Genomic DNA, 17,435 nt, shown 5'->3' on the forward strand with positions numbered 1-17,435 from the left:
GGATGCACCTGTTTGCACGATAAATCCGGAATTCAAGTATACCGCGTTGTTGTCATGACGCTCGGGTTGTCATGCAGGTTTTCTCAGGGGTGAACCCGCGCCCCTTGTAGTTTGAAGACTACATTAACTTTATGTGAAGATATTTTTACGTCAACATTATGCAGGTGGAATTGTCGGAAATGCGCCAGAAAGCCCGGTATATCAGGATTGTGCGATGCAAAATGCACTACGCAAAGCCAGGGTTATTCGGATAGAATCTCGGCTTCTACCGTTCCAATCCAAAACAGGAAATGAAGTGATGGCAGAGAATTACGTGATCTGGTTCGAGCATCTGCGGATGACCGATGTCGAGCAGGTGGGCGGCAAGAACGCCTCCCTGGGGGAAATGATCAGTCAGCTGGCCCATTCCGGCGTCCGTGTTCCGGGCGGTTTTGCAACCACCGCCGAAGCCTACCGTGATTTCCTGCAGCACAACGGCCTGGCAGACCGCATCAATCAGGCGCTGGCCAAGCTGGATATCGAAGACGTGACCGAACTGGCGCGTGTCGGCAAGGAAATTCGCCAGTGGATCATCGATACCCCCTTCCCGGCCAAGCTTGAGCAAGACATCAAGACTGCCTGGGACAAAATGGTCGCCGATGCCGGCAACAGCGACATCTCGGTCGCCGTCCGTTCCTCCGCGACCGCCGAAGACCTGCCGGACGCGTCATTCGCCGGTCAGCAGGAAACCTTCCTGAATATCCGCGGGCTGGACAATGTCAAAGAGGCGATCAAGCATGTGTTCGCCTCTTTGTACAATGACCGCGCCATTTCCTACCGCGTGCACAAGGGCTTTGCCCACGACGTGGTCGCCCTGTCGGCCGGCATCCAGCGCATGGTGCGCTCGGACTGTGGCGCCGCCGGTGTGATGTTCACCATCGACACTGAATCCGGCTTCGAAGACGTGGTGTTCATCACCGCCTCCTATGGCCTGGGCGAAACCGTGGTCCAGGGTGCTGTGAACCCGGACGAATTCTATGTGCACAAGCCGACCCTCAAGGCAGGTCGTCCGGCCATCCTGCGCAAGAACCGCGGCTCCAAGCTGATCAAGATGGAGTTTACCGACGCCTCGCAGGCTGGCCGTTCGGTGCGTACCGTCGACGTGGAAGACAAGGACCGTCTGAGCTTCTCCATCAGCGATGCCGAAGTCAGCGAGCTGGCGCACTATGCCCTGATCATCGAAAAACACTACGGTCGCCCGATGGACATCGAGTGGGGCCGTGACGGGATCGACGGCAAGCTGTACATCCTGCAGGCTCGTCCGGAAACCGTGAAGTCGCAGGAAAACCGTGTCGAGACCCTGCGCCGCTACCGCCTGAAGAACAAGTCGAAGATCCTGTGTGAAGGCCGTGCCATCGGCCAGAAGGTCGGCCAGGGCGTGGTGCGCCTGATCAAGAGCGCAGCCGAAATGGATCGCGTCAAGCCGGGCGACGTGCTGGTGACCGACATGACCGACCCGGACTGGGAACCGGTCATGAAGCGTGCTGCGGCCATCGTCACCAACCGTGGCGGCCGTACCTGCCACGCGGCCATCATTGCACGCGAACTGGGCATTCCGGCCGTTGTCGGCTGCGGCGATGCCACCGATGTGCTGTCGGACGGCATGCAGGTGACCGTGTCCTGCTCGGAAGGCGATACCGGCAACATCTACGATGGCCTGCTGGACATCGAGGTGATCGATCTGGCGCTGGACAAGATGCCCAAGAGCCCGGTCAAGATCATGATGAACGTCGGCAACCCGGAACTGGCCTTTGACTTTGCCCAGCTGCCGAACGAAGGCGTGGGTCTGGCTCGTCTGGAGTTCGTCATCAACCGTCAGATCGGCATCCACCCCAAGGCACTGCTGGCATTCGACCAGCAATCGGATGAGCTGAAGGCCGTGATCCGCGAACGCATCGCCGGCTACGCCAGCCCGGTCGACTTCTATGTCGACAAGCTGGCCGAAGGCATCGCCACGCTGGCCGCTGCCTTCTATCCGAAAAAGGTCATCGTGCGCATGTCGGACTTCAAGTCCAACGAGTACGCCAACCTGATCGGCGGCCAGGCCTACGAACCGCACGAAGAAAACCCGATGATCGGTTTCCGCGGCGCGGCGCGTTATGTGTCGGAATCCTTCCGCGACTGCTTCGACCTCGAATGCCGTGCCATGAAGAAGGTACGCGACGAGATGGGCCTGACTAACGTCGAGGTCATGATCCCCTTCGTGCGTACCCTGGCGGAAGCCGAGAAGGTGGTCGAGCTGCTGGCCCACAATGGCCTGAAGCGCGGAGAAAATGGCCTGCGCCTGATCATGATGTGCGAGCTGCCGACCAATGCCGTTCTGGCCGAGAAGTTCCTGCAGCATTTCGATGGCTTCTCCATCGGCTCCAATGACATGACCCAGCTGACCCTGGGGGTGGACCGCGACTCCGGCGGCCCGATCGCCTCGACCTTCGACGAGCGTAACGAAGCGGTGAAGGCTATGCTGTCGATGGCGATCTCGGCTTGCCGCAAGCTGGACAAATACATCGGTATTTGCGGCCAGGGCCCGTCGGACCATCCGGATTTCGCCAAGTGGCTGGTGGAAGAGGGGATCGAAACGGTCTCGCTCAACCCGGACACCGTGGTAGAAACCTGGCTCTACCTGGCCAAGGAACTGAATCAGTAAGGCCTTTGGCCTGGCAAGGACAAACCGCCTCCGGGCGGTTTTTCTTTGTTTGTCGCAGGCCGCGCGCCATGGGGGGCAATTTTCCGAGTTGTCTCATTCGACAGCAGGCGGCCTGGCAGGCGACAATATGCAGACAAAATAATCAAATATGAATTAGGGATTGCCGTGCCGTATGTTGCCATTCTGACCGCCATGTTCCTGTGGTCGAGTACCTTTGTCGTGCTCAAGCTGGTGTTTGCTGTCTTTGATCCCATGGTGGTGCTGTTTGCCCGCATGCTGGTGGCCTCGCTGTGTCTGGGCCTGCTGGTCTGGTGGCGCGGCGGCGTGCGTTTCGACTACCGGGCGGGGGACTGGAAGTGGCTGCTGGCCATGGGGCTGATCGAACCCTGTCTGTATTTCCTGTTCGAAGCGCGGGCGCTGCAGTACACCAGTGCCTCCCAGGCCGGCATGATCACCAGCGCCATGCCGTTTCTGGTGGCCCTGGGCGCCATGCTGTTCCTGCGCGAGAAAGTGTCTTTGCACAAATGGCTGGGCTTGTGTCTGTCCTGTGCCGGCATCATCTGGCTGACGCTGGGCAGCCATCCGGACGAACATGCGCCCGACCCCTGGCTGGGCAACCTGCTGGAGCTGGCCGCCATGTGCTGCTCGGCGGCCTTCGTACTGATTGTCAAAAAACTGTCGGACCGCTACTCGCCGCTGGTCATGACCGGCATGCCCGCCCTGATGGGCTGTCTGTGGTTCGGCGCCGGCATGTTGTTGCCCGGCGTGCAGCTGCCGCAGCATTACCCGCTCGGCGCCTGCCTGCTGATCCTCTATCTGGGCGCCGGGGTGACCCTGGGTGCCTATGGCCTGCATATCTGGGCGGTGACCCGGGTGCCCGTGACGGTCGCCGCCTCCTTCAACAACCTGATCCCGGTCATGACCGTGCTCAGTGCCTGGATTGTCCTGGGAGAGACCCTCAGCCTGCCGCAGATGCTGGCTTGTGCCCTGGTGCTGCTGGGGGTGCTCATCGGCCAGCGACGTTAGCGCGTGCTGTCTTGCCAGTACCAGCGCGAGGCAAATCCCGAGTAACCCTGCGGGTCCAGCACGACATCGCCTTGTGCACTGCGACGCAAGCGCAACGGCGCCTGGTCCAGGCTGTCCAACTGATGACTGTCGTTATGGAACCAGTGCCGCAGGGCCTGCTTATCCCGGCAGTCACCCAGCAGGACCTGATTACCCTGACGCAGCAGGCATTGCTGCGCATGGCGCTCATTGATCAGCCGGTATTGTCCGTCAATGCGCCAGCGTTGCTCACTGGCCCCGGGCTGGCAGGTGGCCAGCACCACACGCCAGACGCCCTCGGCCCGCACGCTCAGACACTGCTGACTGTCATGCCAGCGCAATGGCCTGAATGGTCGGGCGCCAGCCATATTGAACCCTTGTCCGCGGTATCCCGGCGCATCCTGTCCCCAGCGTTGCCCGGGAGAGGCCCATTCCAGTGCCCGTATCCCGCCCAGGGCATTGGGCATGGCGATCGGGGCCCGGGTCGGTTGCCAGCGGTAAAATTGAAACAGGTCTGCCACATCCGCCTGTCCAATCCGCAGCTGCGGCCCCTGCGCCTTGCCATCGACGATCAGCGACAAATCAGGACTGTCGCGCAGGGTCAGTTGCGCACCGGCCTCTCCACCACCCAGATGCCCGTAGCGCGGGGTGCGCCAGTGCCATTGCTGATCCGGCGCCTGATCCTGGCAGGGCTGCATGGCGGCGTAACCGGTCAGGCGAAACCCTCGTTGCAGGTAGCTGTGGTGTCGTTCCTGGCCAAGCCGGGCCCGGTTTCTGCCCAGACACAGCCCGGGCAGGGCAGGGCTGCGCAACTGACCGTTATCGAGTAATGACCAGCGCTGGAGCGGCTTGCCCGGGTCACAGTCTGCGATGCCGACCCCGCGTTCCTGCGGGTCAAAACCGGGTGGGCGTCCCGCCAGAATTTGCAGGCACTGCTTGGCCGTTTGTCGCGCACTGGCACCGCCAAGCAGAGGAATCATCCGTCCGGCGGCGTCAGGCAGGGAGTGCGGTGTGGGGCCGGGCTCTGTTGCACGTGGTGCCGGTGCGGGCTGCTGACCGAAGGGCTCGATTTGCCAGCCGCTGCGCAGACCCGGCGCGCGCGGGCGGGCAAAAAACAGCTGTCTGTCTGGCGAGGTGGCCAGCAGGTGCAGGTCCTCGCTCAGCAGGGCATTGAAGCTGGTGCTGAGGACCTGCTGCGCACTGCCTGTGATGCTCTGTATGGTCCAGCGCTGTGGTCGTCGGCCCTCGCGACAAGGCTGCAGAACCGGCATGGCGCTCGGTCTGGCCGGTTCTCCGCTGCTGTCCAGGCACCAGCCAGGATGCGCGACGTTACCAAGACGCCCCCGGATCAGTTGCCACTGCAGGCTGCGACGAGTGTCGCAGCGTTGCATGCTCAGCGGGATCGTCGTAGATGTCGCACCGGCAGCGCTGCCGAGGCAGTACTCCCCCTGACGCAGGCGCAGAACCGATTCGCCAAGGTGCGGCTGGCGGTTCAGCGTGAATTGCCAGGGGTCGAAGGCGGCGGCTTGGGCCGCCACCACCGGTCTGGCTCCCGGCGTCGTCACTGCCAGCGCTTGCCACTGCGACCTGAGTCGCTCGTCCTGCCCCCAGACCAGTACATTGCGTCGCTGTGGATCAAATTGCAGGCTCAAATGTGGCTGCGCCTGCGAGACCAGTTGACCTGAGCGCTGCTGCCACTGCTGGGCCGGTTCTCCCGGGCGGCAACGTACCAGCGCGGCATGGCTGCCGGCGCGCGCATCGTGCGCCGTTTCCGCCAGCCGCATCACACAATGATCAGGATAAGGCAGGCTGTGCAGGGCACCGTGGCGGTCGAAGGCCCAGCGTTGCCCGGGTGACAGTTCATCGCAGCGTGCCACGAACAGCTCGCGCCAGCGGTGCTGCCCAACGGTCTGGTTGCCTGGAATGGCGCCTGTTTGCAGACATTGTCCCTGCTCGATCGACAAACGTTGAAATGTCAGATCCGGTCGCTCGCGTGCGGCCCGTGCCAATTGGCCGGCCAGTGTCTGCTCGGGACGATAGTACTGGCGGATGCTGGCCACATCCTGAGTCGACAGCTCCTGAAACCATCGTCCCGTGGCGTCGCTGCCGTGGCGCAGTCTCACCAGCAGGATGTCGTGCGGTTGACGTTGCTGGTCCAGTCGTTCTCCCTGCACGCCATCGTTGTAGGTGATCGAGTCATGATCGACCTGCTCGCGGGTATCGGCATAAAAGCCTCGTGCCCAAGGGCGCCGCTCGTGATCCATGATGGCCTGAAAGCGCTGGTTTTCATGCAGGAAACCCAGCGTATGCATCAGCTCATGCAGCGCAACGGCACGTGTTTTGCAATCGCTTCGATCGGTCAGCTGCAGCGTGGCATGGCTGTGATAGCCCACACTGGCGATGCCGCAAAGATGCTGATCCGGGTGGTCGGGCATCAGTGACATCCGGACGCGCTGCGGATGATCGGTGGAGGGCACGAACACCACGGCCTCTGCCGTGCGCTGACGAATGTGTTGCATCGCCTCCAGCAAAACCTGCCGTGCGGCCGCATCCAGCGGGCGCCGTGTCTCGCTCTGGGCCGGATCACTGTGTGAGGCCTGCTCGATCAATTCGTAATACACCACGCCATCCGGCCACAACCGCCAGGTCTGGTCTTCGGCGATGGCCGTCGGCATGGCATGGCTCCAGCCCAATGCCGGCAGGCAGAACAGGGCGAGGGCGCACATTCTGTTGCGTCTGGGAGAAAACACGTGCATCTGACAGGAACTCCTTGCAGTCATGAATGGGAAACGCGCTACAAAAGGGCGTGCAGCTTAGTCATGACTGGCTGCAATTGAATCTTCCCTTGCCGTGTTTTGGCTGTTATCGGCCGGTGCCTTCAGTCTCCACTGTCAGTTTTTGGGTCTGCCACCGCTGCCTGGGGCAACTTTTGCTAAAGACGGGACGTTTGCCAAAGCGTGCTGTCGCGCCGGACGGCACGATGCCAGGCAAGTCAGTTGCAACTTAAAGAGGCGGGAGATGCAGGATCTGGACAATTTCCATCGGGTGGTGGGTGAACTGCTGAAGCATATCGGCATGCCAGGAACAGGTTTTGTTGAGGGGCAGGATATGCTGACACTGGAAGTGGATCAGCGCTACACACTGCATTTTGGTCATATCGATCGCGAGCATTGCTTTGTGCTGGTGGATCTGAGCGCAGCGCAGCCGGCTGCATCGGAAGCCGGGTGGCGTCGCCTGCTGCAGGCTAACCAGATTAGCCCCCGGCGCTGGCAGCCGGTGCTGGCGCTGGATGAACAGGATCGTCTGACGATGTGGCTGCGCTTGCCGCTCAGTGGGTCGACCCTGCCACAACTGCTGGAGGCCTTTGACGGGCTGCTGGCTGAGGCGGCGGCGCTGTGGCTGCAGTTGACCGCACCGGCCAGTGGACCTGGCTCGCCGGGTGAACGCCGCGGGCCGCCGATCCTGCCTGGCCGCTGACTTTTTAGCCGCTGTTATCTACTTTATCTTGAGGTTGAAATTATGAGTTTATTTGCCAGTGCCATGGGTGGGGCGCGTCTGACGACCGATTCGTCTCCTAAAGAGATTCTGAGCCGCATGGAGAACTTGCAGGGTAGCTCCACCGTGTTGGTGAACGCATCGGGGAAGTTTGCGTACGGGGGGCACAATATGTGGGGTTCTCTCGAGTCTAAGCGGCGGGCGGTGGAGTTTTTGAACAGTGAAGGGGCAAATCTCGGTGACAAGACCTCCGCGACGGTCAGCGATTTCCGACGTGTGCTGGGCCAGGGGGGCCGTCAAGCTGGCCAGACGGATGCTGGCAGTGCGGGCAAGATTCCGCGTCCCAAGTTCATCAACAGCGGTAGCAGCAGCAATTTGCTGGCCAAAACCAACGTGGCCTTGCAAATTAACCACGCTATTTCACGGCCCTAAGCCTGTCGCCTCGTGCTGAAACCACCACGCCCTGCCGTCCTGGCAGGGCGTGGTTTGGTCAGCTCAACTCCTTGAACAGCTCCTTGACCCGCACCACGCGCAGGGCCACGTCCTCGATGCCGACCTCGACGCGCAGTTTGTCCTGGCCGGCCAGTTTGTAGTTCCGCTTGCTCTGGATCAGGCTGATGATCTTCATCGGCTCGATCGGCGGGTTGGCGATGAAGGTCAGCTGGATGGCACTGTCGCTGGCATCGACCTTCTGCACCCCCAGCTGTTTGGCGGCCAGCCGCAGGCGGTGGCTGTCGATCAGCGTCTTGACCGGCTGCGGCGGCAGGCCGAAGCGGTCGACCAGCTCTTCGTGAATGGCGTCGATCTCGCTGTCGGTTTCGCACGTGGCCAGCCGCTTGTACAGCACCAGCCGTTCGTGCACGTCCGGACAGTAGTCTTCCGGCAGCAGAGCCGGGCCATGCAGATTGATCTCGGTGGTCACGCCCAGCGGGGCATCCAGATCGGGCTGACGGCCCTTCTTCAGGTCGCGCACCGCCTGCTTGAGCATTTCGGTGTAAAGCGCAAAGCCGACCTCCTGCATTTCACCCGATTGCCCTTCGCCCAGTACTTCGCCAGCCCCGCGGATTTCCAGATCATGCATGGCCAGATAGAAGCCGGCGCCGAGTTCGCCCGACATCTGGATGGCTTCCAGCCGCTTGGCGGCGTCTTTGGTCATGCCATCCGGGGTCAGCAGATAGGCGTAGGCCTGGTGATGCGAGCGGCCGACCCGGCCACGCAGCTGGTGCAGCTGGGCCAGGCCGAACTTGTCGGCACGGTTGATCAGGATGGTGTTGGCATTGGGGATGTCGATGCCGGTTTCGATGATGGTCGAGCACAGCAGCACGTTGAAACGCTGCTGCAGGAAGTCGCGCATTACCTGCTCCAGCTCGCGTTCGCGCAGCTGGCCGTGCGCCACGCCGATGCGCGCTTCCGGAATCAGCTCGGCCAGCTTCTGGTGCATGTTCTCGATGGTGTCGACTTCGTTGTGCAGGAAGAACACCTGACCGCCGCGCTTGAGTTCGCGCAGCATGGCTTCGCGGATCACGCCATTGGACAGTGGCGAGACGAAGGTCTTGACCGCCAGACGGCGCGATGGGGCGGTGGCGATGGCGGAGAAGTCGCGCAGGCCTTCCAGCGCCATCGACAGCGTGCGCGGAATCGGGGTGGCGGTCAGGGTCAGCACGTCAACATTGGCGCGCAGGCGCTTGAGCTGCTCTTTCTGCCGTACGCCGAAACGGTGCTCTTCGTCGATGATCACCAGACCGAGGTTTTTGAATTCGATATCCGGCTGCACCAGCTTGTGGGTGCCGATGACGATGTCGACGGCGCCGGTTTTCAGACCCTCCAGTGCGGCCTTGCTCTCCTTGGCCGAACGGAAGCGGGACAGTTCGGCAATCTTCACCGGCCAGTCGGCAAAGCGGTCGCTGAAATTCTGGAAGTGTTGCTCGGCCAGCAGGGTGGTCGGCACCAGCACGGCCACCTGCTTGCCGCCCATGACGGCCACGAAGGCGGCGCGCAGCGCCACTTCGGTCTTGCCAAAGCCGACATCGCCGCAGACCAGCCGGTCCATCGGCTTGCCGGAGCACATATCCTCAATGACCGCCTGGATGGCGCTGGCCTGATCCGGGGTTTCTTCGAAGCCGAAGCCGGCGGCAAAGGCGTCGTAATCGTGGTGGGCCAGCGAGAAGCTGTGGCCTTCGCGTGCCGCACGCTGGGCGTACAGATTGAGCAGTTCGGCCGCGGTGTCGCGCGCCTTCTCCGCGGCCTTGCGTTTGGCCTTTTCCCAGGCCGGTGCGCCCAGCCGGTGCAGCGGGGCGTTGTCGCTGGCACTGCCGGCATAGCGCGAGATCAGCTGTAGCTGAGACACCGGCACATACAGTTTGGCGTTGTCGGCGTACTCGAGCTGCATCATTTCGCTGGTGCCTTCGCCCAGATCCATGGAAACCAGACCCATGTAGCGGCCGATGCCATGCTGCTCATGCACCACCGGGTCGCCGATCTTGATCTCCGCCAGGTCGCGCAGCATGGCGTCTGACTGGGGTTTGCTGCGCGCGCGCCGGGTCTGGCTGCGCGCGATATGCTGATAGAGCTCGGTTTCGGTGATGACGGCGATGGCCGGTTCACGCAGGCAGAAGCCACGATACAGCGGCGAGACCGTCAGCATCAGCGGCGCCTGGCCGCCGAGGAAACCTTGCCAGTTGTCGGTGGTTTGCGGCTTGAGGCCATTTTCCGCCAGAAACTGCAGCATGGTTTCGCGTCGCCCCATGCTTTCGGCAATCAGCAGCACGCGACCGGGCTGTTGCTGCAGGAAGGCCTGCAGACGGTGCAGCGGCTGTTCGGCACGGCGATCGACCGCCAGGGCGGGCAGCGACTGGATGCCGGCCGTCGCTTCGCCGTCGCGCGGCAGCTCGTAGCGCGCGAAGTCTTTCAGGCGGCGCATCAGGTCGTCGGGGCGCAGGAACAGTTCGGCCGGCGGCAGTACCGGGCGTTCGCTGTCGCTGCGCGCCATCAGGTAACGGCTGTCGACATCGCGCCAGAATTGCTCGGCCTCGGCCACGTCAACGTGGTGCAGCACCACCAGGGCGTTGTCGCCGAGGTAGTCGAACAGGGTGGCGGTCTCGTCGAAGAACAGCGGCAGATAGTATTCAATGCCCGCCGGAAAGAGTTGCTGCGAGACGTCGCGGTAGATGCGGCTTCTCGACGGGTCGCCTTCGATTTTTTCACGGTAGTGCTGGCGGAAACGGGTGACGCCGTCTTCGTCGGCCGGATACTCGCGTGCCGGCAACATGCGGACTTCCGGCACCGGGTAGAGGGTGCGCTGGCTGTCCGGGTCGAAGGTGCGCAGGGTCTCGATGTCGCGATCGAACAAGTCAATGCGGTAGGGCAGCACCGAGCCCATCGGAAACAGGTCGATCAGGCCGCCGCGCAGGGAGAACTCGCCCGGCACCATGACCTGGGTGACGTGGTTGTAACCGGCAGTGACCAGATCGGCGCGCAGTGCCTCGACGTCGAGGGTCTGGCCGGTCTGGAGGAAGAAGGTGCGGCCGAGCAGAAAGGACACCGGCGGCAGCCGGGTCATCACGGTCGACAGCGGTGCCAGCACCACATCGCACTCGCCATGGCGGATCTGCCAGAGGGTGGCCAGGCGTTCGCTGATCAGGTCGCTGTGCGGCGAGAAATGATCGTAGGGCAGGGTTTCCCAGTCGGGAAACAGCGCCACGCGCAATGCCGGATCAAAAAAAGGGATTTCCGCCTGCAGTCGCTGTGCGGACTGGGCATCGGCGGTCAGGATCAGCAGCGGACGTTCTGCCTGGCGGGCCAGGCCGGCCAGCCACGCGGCATCCACGCCTTCCGGCAAGGTGCCGAGGCGATGTTTCTGTCCTGGGGAAGGAATTTCGGGGTATTTGTCCAACATAAATTGCTTCACATTCATGGCGCTCACGGTATTATACCAGCAGCCCGATGGCTGTTTCAGAAAGGTTCCCGGCAGGAAAGACCGGTTGACCGGCCGCTCGGGAGACAATGAGGGAATCTGCGGGCGTGAATGCCAAAAGACTGTCCGATGCAGGGGCCTTCCTCTGCTTTCTTGCCGCCCTGGCCTTTTGGCCCCGGGCGCCGCTGGCTGCCATTTCACTGGCCTCCTTTCTGCCGCACGCTTTTTTTGCCGCCAGCGTGGTGCGTGCGCGTCGCGCGGCACCGGTGCTGTGGTGGCCGCTGTGTGCTTTCCTGGCCATGCTGCCTTTTTCTCCGCCTGGCTGGGCCGCTTGTCTGTCGCTCTCTTTGTATGGGCTGGCTGCCGCTCTGTCGCTGCTGGGGCTGACCACGGAGCGCGAGTCGCTCGACAGTCCGGCCAGTCTGCTACGCCTGGTACTGCGGCTGATTTTCTATCCGGCGCTGTTGCTGGCGCTGTCGCTGTCCCTGCTTTCCCTGCTGTTTGACGTGTCGCTGCATCTGCTGGCCTGGGGCGGCATGGTGTGGGGCTGCGCCAGTCTGTGCCTGTGTGCGCTGGTACCGCCGGCGATGAGCGACGAAGCGCCGGAGCGTCGTCGCCTGGTGGAGCTGCTGCTGTATGGCCTGCTGACGCTCGGGATTGGTCTGGCGCTGTATCCGGGACGCCATCTCTTGCTGTTTCCCAGTGCCCTGTTGTTCCTGCCGGTGATCGTGGTGGCTGCCTATCGCCTGACCTGGCGTGGCGTCGCGCTGGTCTGCGTGATGGTGATGGTGCTGCTGACGGGGTTCAATCTCGGCGGCACGACGTATGGTGCCGTCGCCGATGGGCTGGTGCTGTTGTCGGCCGAGATCATGGGGCTGGTGGTGGCGGCCGTGGTGGCAGTGCAGCGTCGGCATGAGCGCAGCCTGGGCGAGTTTCAGGCGCGGGTTGAAGCCCTGGTCAACAATAGTCCAAACCTGATGGCCTTCAAGGGGCCGGATGGTTGCTATGCCATGGTCAATCGTGCCTACGCCGCCCATGTCGGTCTGGCGCCGATCGACATGATCGGCAAACGGCCGAGTGAACTGTTTCCGGTCGAGATGGCCAGCAAGATTCGCGCGCAGGACGAGATGGTACTGCGTTGCCTGGAACCGCGGCAGTTTGAATACGATGTCGAGGTGGCGGGCCGCAATTACTATCTGCTGGTGTCCAAGTTCCCCTTGTTTGATGCCCAGGGCCTGCCGGCCGGGATTGGTTCGGTGGTGACCGACATCACCGAATCACGCAAGCAGCAGCAGGCGGTTCAGGAAGCCGAGCAGAAGTATGGCGCACTGATTGAGCAGTCGCTGGCGGGGATTTTCATTTTCCAGGATGACCGTCTGGTCTATCTCAATGACAAGCTGGCCGAAATGCTCGGCGGCAGCAGCGAGTCGCTGCATGGTTGCCGCCTGGAGGACATCCTGCCGGCAGAGGAGCTGTCGCGCATCCGCGAGCAGGTCCGTCTGCGCTTTGACCAGCAGTTGCCGATCATGCATTACACCACCCGCATCGTGCGCCGCGATGGCAGCCTGCTGGATGTCGAGGTGCACAGCCGCCTGTTCGACTATAACGGCCGTCAGGCCAGCATTGGTTTTGCACTGGATATCTCGGACCGCATCGCCGCCGATGCCAATCAGCAGCTGACCGCCAAGGTATTCGAGACCTCGGCCGAAGGCATTCTGATCTGTGATGCCGAGCTGCGCATCATTGCGGTGAACCGTGCCTTTACCCGCATTACCGGCTATCAGCGCGAGGAAGCGCTCGGCAAGGTCTCGCGGGTCTTCAGTGATGAGCAGCGTGATAACTATGCGCAGATGATGAGCGCGCTCAGCAGCCAGGGCTACTGGCGTGGCGAGATGCTCGACCGGCGCAAGAATGGCGAGTGGTATCCCGCCGAGCTGTCGCTGTCGGTGGTGTTGGATGCGCAGGGCATGGTGGTGAACTATGTCGGCCTGTTTGCCGATATCACGGTGCGCAAGCAGGCGCAGGAGCGCATGCACTTCCTGGCCAATCACGATCCGCTGACCCGTCTGCCCAACCGCAGTTGCCTGATCTCGGCGCTGGAAGATCGTCTGCTGTCGATGGTGGAGGGCGAGGGCAAGCTGGCGGTGATTTTCATCGATCTGGATCGCTTCAAGCTGATCAATGACTCGTTTGGTCACCAGTCGGGGGATGAGCTGCTGCGTGTCATTGCCATTCGTCTGGCCAATGCGATCGGTGATCGCGGCATGCTGGCGCGGCTGGGGGGGGATGAGTTTACCCTGCTGGTATCGGATTTCGAGGGCCAGGCAGATCTGTCGGCGATTGCCGAGCAGGTGCTGGGGGTGCTGGCCAAGCCGCTGCGTCTGGAGGAGCACGAGGTGTATGTCACCGGCAGTATCGGTGTCAGTGTGTATCCCAATGACGGTGCCGATGCACGTACCCTGCTGAAAAATGCCGATGCCGCGATGTATCGCGCCAAGGACTCCGGCAAGAATACCTATGAGTTCTTCGATGCCGAGATGAATGCCCAGACCGTGGAACGGCTGGTGATGGAGAACAGTCTGCGGCTGGCGCTGGAGCGCGATGAGTTCGAGCTGCATTTCCAGCCGCAGGTCGATGCCAAGCGCCGCGAGCTGGTCGGGGTCGAGGTGCTGCTGCGCTGGCGTCACCCGCAGCTGGGACTGGTGGCGCCGGGGCGCTTCATTCCGCTGGCGGAGGAAACCGGTCTGATCAAGCCGATCGGCGCCTGGGTGCTGCGGCATGCCTGTCGCCAGCTGACCGCCTGGGATCGCGAGGGTTTGTCGGTGCCGCGTGTGGCGGTCAACCTGTCGGCTCGCCAGTTTGAGCAGGCCAATCTGATCGGTCTGGTGGCCGAGGCGCTGCAGCAGACCGATCTGGCGCCGCACCGGCTGGAGCTGGAGATCACCGAGAGCATGATTATGCAGAATCCGGTCGAGACGGTGCGGATTCTCAATGAGCTCAAGCATCTGGGGGTGAAGCTGGCGATTGATGATTTCGGGACCGGCTACTCGTCCTTGTCGATTCTGAAGCGCTTCCCGCTGGACTCGCTGAAAATTGACCGCTCCTTTATTGATGGTCTGCCGCAGGATGGGGATAGTGCGGCGATTACCGAGGCGGTGCTGGCGATGGCACGCAAGCTCGGCTTTGCGGTGGTGGCGGAAGGGGTGGAGCACGAGGGGCAGGCCAATTTCCTGCAGAACATTGGTTGCGATACGCTGCAAGGGTATTACTTCGGCAAGCCGATGCCCGCCGAGCATTTTGTTGCCTGGCTGGCCGCGGATGAGGAGATCGTGCAGCCGGCGCGCTGAGATCGTGGGCTCTGTCGGGCATTGCGGTTGCATTCCCCGGCGCTGCGCGGTTAAATAGCCGCGAATCTTCATATGAGTAAATAATGAGCAACAAGCGCCTGATACACGGGTTTCATGCCGTGAATGCCCGTCTGTGGCAAAACCCCAAGAGTCTGATCGAGATCTATCTGGCCGGCGGCCGTCAGGATGAGCGCGCGCGCGCGGTGTCCGAGCGGGCGCAGTCGGAAGGGGTCAAGCTGCATGTGGTGGACAAGACCCGGCTGGACAGCCTGACCGGCAATGCCCGTCATCAGGGGGTCGCTGCCTGGATTGATGCCAGCCACCAGTTTGTCAGTGTCGAGGATGTGCTCGACAGTCTGCAGGAGCCGCCGCTGTTGCTGATCCTGGATGGCGTGACCGATCCGCATAATCTGGGTGCCTGCCTGCGGGTGGCGGACGCCATGGGCGCCCATGCGGTGATTGCGCCGAAAGATCGCGCCGCCAGCATCAATGCCACGGTGTCGAAGGTCGCCTGCGGCGCGGCCGAAACCATGCCCTACATCATGGTGACCAATCTGGCGCGCACGCTGCGTGATCTGAAGGATGCCGGCGTGTGGATCGCTGGCACCACCATGGAAGCCGATACCGATCTGTTCCATTTCGATCAGCGTGGTCCGCTGGCCTGGGTGATGGGCGCCGAGGGCGAGGGCATGCGCCGTCTGACGCGCGAACATTGCGATGTGCTGGTCTCGATTCCGATGTTCGGTACGGTGGAAAGTCTGAATGTATCGGTGTCGGCCGGTATGGTGCTGGCCGAGAGCCGTCGCCAGCGTGTGCTGGCGGCCGAGGGGTAAACATGAGTGAAGCCACGCACGACTGTGGTTGCTCGACCGGCGCGGACAAGTCGGTGGTGCAACCGGACAAGACCCGGCTGTTGCAGCGTCTGGCCCGCATCGAAGGTCAGGTGCGTGGGATCAGCGGCATGATCGCCGATGATCGTTATTGTGTGGATGTGCTGACCCAGGTGGCGGCGGTGAAATCGGCGCTGGATGCGGTGGCGATGCAATTGCTGGAAAACCATGTGCAGGGTTGTGTGGCACGTTCGTTCGGTACGGCCTCGGCGCAGGAGATGGCGGCCGAGCTGCTGGATGTGGTGAAGAAAATCAGATAGGAGCGGGCCATGAGCCAGCAAGTCTTGCAGGTGCAGGGAATGAGTTGCGGCGGTTGTGCCGCCAGCGTGGAAAAGGCGCTCAAGGCGCTGGACGGCGTCGAGGCGGTCGCGGTGGATCTGCCCAGCGGCCGGGTGACGGTTGAGCTGGCCGCTGAACTGGCACCGGCCCGTCTGGCCGATGCTGTGCGCGCGGCCGGCTTTGACGTTGCCTGAGTCAACGGGCGCGAATCAGACACCTTTTTAACCATTACCGGAAAAATCCCTCGTTTCATCAGGTATTTGCTTGCCTGGCGAGGGGTTTTTGCGTAGAATCGCCCGGTTTCTACCCTTGCTTTTCCACACGCATGGTGGAAGGGCTTTAATCCAAAAGGAGTTCACATGCGTCATTACGAGATTGTGTTCATCGTACATCCGGACCAAAGCGAACAGGTTCCGGCGATGATCGAACGCTACAAGGGCATGGTTGTCAGCGCTGGTGGCGTGATTCACCGTCTGGAAGACTGGGGCCGCCGTCAACTGGCTTACCCGATCCAGAAGCTGCACAAGGCTCACTATGTTCTGATGAACATCGAGTGCGCAACCGAAACCCTCGCTGAACTTGAACACGCATTCAAATTCAACGATGCGGTTCTGCGTCATCTGACCATCAAGATGGCTCATGCCGTGACTGAAGCTTCCCCGATGATGAAGGACGAGAAGGCCAAGAACCTGCTCGACGGTCAGCAATCGGCTGAAGAGGCTGAAGCCGCTGCCTGAGGCGGATGTTTTGCAGAATCACCTGGTATTGACCGCGACAGTCGAACGCGAAGAAGCACTGAGATACACCCCGGCCGGTCTCCCGGTGCTGGAAATGTGGCTCAGGCACCATTCGAAGCAGAATGAAGCAGGCTTCGAGCGGGATGTGACCTGTGAAATCCAGGCCGTCCTGATCGGCAAACAGGCGCCGCTCCATGCGGGCAAGCTGGCCGGCAACACGGTGACACTCACCGGTTTCCTCAGTCAGCGCAGTCTGAAAAATCCGCGGTTGGTACTGCATATCGAATACGTTGAATTTGTAAAAGGTTAGACAAATGGCACGTCAACTCTTCAAGCGCAAGAAGTTCTGCCGCTTCACGGCAGAAGGCATCAAGGAAATCGACTACAAGTCGGTTGAACTGCTGAAGGATTTCATCGCCGAAAACGGCAAGATCATCCCGGCTCGCATCACCGGCACCAAGGCCCGCTACCAGCGTCAGCTGACCACCGCGATCAAGCGTGCTCGCTTCCTGGCGTTCCTGCCGTACACCGATCAGCACTAATCCGGGAAAGGAACAGACAAGATGCAAGTAATTCTGCTCGAAAAAGTAGCCAACCTGGGTCAACTGGGCGATGTCGTCAAGGTCAAGGACGGCTACGGCCGTAACTTCCTGATCCCGCAAGGCAAGGCCAAGCGTGCAACGGAAGCCAACCTGAAAGAGTTCGAAGCTCGTCGCGCCGAACTCGAAGCCAAGCAAGCTCAGATCCTGGCTGATGCCAAGGTTCGTGGCGAAAAGCTGGAAGGCGCTGTTGTCACCATCGAACAAAAGGCCGGTGTTGATGGCCGCCTGTTCGGCTCGGTGACCAACGTTGACATCGCTGAAGCGGTTACCGCTTTCGGCGTTGAAATCAAGCGTCACGAAGTTCGCCTGCCGAACGGCCCGCTGAAGGCCATCGGCGAATACGAACTGGAAATCGCCCTGCACCACGACGTGGTTGCACCGATCAAGATCGTGGTTTCGGCTCTGGCCTGATCCTCGTCTGATCGTATGAAAAAGGCTGCCT

General features: G+C 61.7%; 14 protein-coding genes. 12 read left to right on the plus strand and 2 right to left on the minus strand.

Translation table 11 applies throughout. The features are described from left to right. Positions 1–298 precede the first annotated feature (298 nt). Together ppsA and AACH39_RS15105 are read left to right on the plus strand one after the other, a co-directional pair. Positions 299–2,686 carry a phosphoenolpyruvate synthase gene (gene ppsA, locus AACH39_RS15100; protein ID WP_215778001.1) on the plus strand — a complete coding sequence of 796 codons (2,388 nt, stop codon included), beginning with the start codon at positions 299–301 and terminating at the stop codon, positions 2,684–2,686. Between the two features lie 165 nt (positions 2,687–2,851). After that, complete coding sequence (locus AACH39_RS15105; RefSeq protein ID WP_215777999.1) at positions 2,852–3,712, plus strand: DMT family transporter; 861 nt, start codon at positions 2,852–2,854, stop codon at positions 3,710–3,712. On the opposite strand, the gene AACH39_RS15110 is transcribed toward AACH39_RS15105, so the two are convergent. After that, positions 3,709–6,456 carry a ricin-type beta-trefoil lectin domain protein gene (locus AACH39_RS15110; protein WP_338620505.1) on the minus strand — a complete coding sequence of 916 codons (2,748 nt, stop codon included), beginning with the start codon at positions 6,454–6,456 and terminating at the stop codon, positions 3,709–3,711. The genes AACH39_RS15105 and AACH39_RS15110 overlap by 4 nt on opposite strands. Positions 6,457–6,748: 292 nt before the next feature. Here AACH39_RS15110 and AACH39_RS15115 point away from each other — a divergent pair, with 292 nt between their 5' ends. Together AACH39_RS15115 and AACH39_RS15120 are read left to right on the plus strand one after the other, a co-directional pair. Further along, a complete protein-coding gene (locus tag AACH39_RS15115) occupies positions 6,749–7,207 on the plus strand; it encodes a CesT family type III secretion system chaperone (protein WP_338620506.1) in 459 nt (152 codons plus the stop codon). A 42-nt stretch (positions 7,208–7,249) separates the two neighbouring features. Further along, positions 7,250–7,657 (plus strand): hypothetical protein, encoded by a 408-nt coding sequence (locus AACH39_RS15120; protein WP_338620507.1) that lies wholly within the window; start codon positions 7,250–7,252, stop codon positions 7,655–7,657. A gap of 58 nt (positions 7,658–7,715) precedes the next feature. On the opposite strand, the gene mfd is transcribed toward AACH39_RS15120, so the two are convergent. Continuing rightward, positions 7,716–11,120, minus strand: coding sequence for a transcription-repair coupling factor (gene mfd, locus AACH39_RS15125; protein WP_215777990.1), 3,405 nt, complete (start codon positions 11,118–11,120; stop codon positions 7,716–7,718). Between the two features lie 125 nt (positions 11,121–11,245). On the opposite strand from mfd, the gene AACH39_RS15130 reads away from it, so the two are divergent. From AACH39_RS15130 to rplI, 8 genes are all read left to right on the plus strand, one after another. After that, positions 11,246–14,485: an EAL domain-containing protein gene (locus AACH39_RS15130; RefSeq protein WP_252346087.1), complete on the plus strand. Its 3,240-nt coding sequence runs from the start codon at positions 11,246–11,248 to the stop codon at positions 14,483–14,485. An 83-nt stretch (positions 14,486–14,568) separates the two neighbouring features. After that, entirely contained in the window at positions 14,569–15,318 is a 750-nt protein-coding gene (gene rlmB, locus AACH39_RS15135) for a 23S rRNA (guanosine(2251)-2'-O)-methyltransferase RlmB (protein ID WP_215777988.1), read from the plus strand. A gap of 2 nt (positions 15,319–15,320) precedes the next feature. Next, on the plus strand, positions 15,321–15,635 hold the full coding sequence (locus AACH39_RS15140; RefSeq protein WP_215777986.1) for a metal-sensitive transcriptional regulator: 315 nt from the start codon (positions 15,321–15,323) through the stop codon (positions 15,633–15,635). A 9-nt stretch (positions 15,636–15,644) separates the two neighbouring features. Continuing rightward, the gene (locus AACH39_RS15145; protein ID WP_215777983.1) at positions 15,645–15,848 is read left to right on the plus strand and encodes a heavy metal-associated domain-containing protein; all 204 of its coding nucleotides are present in this window, start codon (positions 15,645–15,647) and stop codon (positions 15,846–15,848) included. Between the two features lie 165 nt (positions 15,849–16,013). Then, positions 16,014–16,391, plus strand: a complete 378-nt coding sequence (gene rpsF, locus AACH39_RS15150) for a 30S ribosomal protein S6 (protein ID WP_215777981.1) — start codon at positions 16,014–16,016, stop codon at positions 16,389–16,391. Positions 16,392–16,401: 10 nt separating this feature from the next. After that, a complete protein-coding gene (priB, locus tag AACH39_RS15155; protein ID WP_215777979.1) occupies positions 16,402–16,701 on the plus strand; it encodes a primosomal replication protein N in 300 nt (99 codons plus the stop codon). A gap of 4 nt (positions 16,702–16,705) precedes the next feature. Next, positions 16,706–16,933 (plus strand): 30S ribosomal protein S18, encoded by a 228-nt coding sequence (gene rpsR, locus AACH39_RS15160; protein WP_133678808.1) that lies wholly within the window; start codon positions 16,706–16,708, stop codon positions 16,931–16,933. A 21-nt stretch (positions 16,934–16,954) separates the two neighbouring features. Continuing rightward, on the plus strand, positions 16,955–17,404 hold the full coding sequence (gene rplI, locus AACH39_RS15165; RefSeq protein WP_215777977.1) for a 50S ribosomal protein L9: 450 nt from the start codon (positions 16,955–16,957) through the stop codon (positions 17,402–17,404). The last annotated feature ends 31 nt before the right edge of the window (positions 17,405–17,435 follow it).

It is taken from the genome of Paludibacterium flexuosum (assembly GCF_037076605.1).
Lineage (GTDB): Bacteria > Pseudomonadota > Gammaproteobacteria > Burkholderiales > Chromobacteriaceae > Paludibacterium.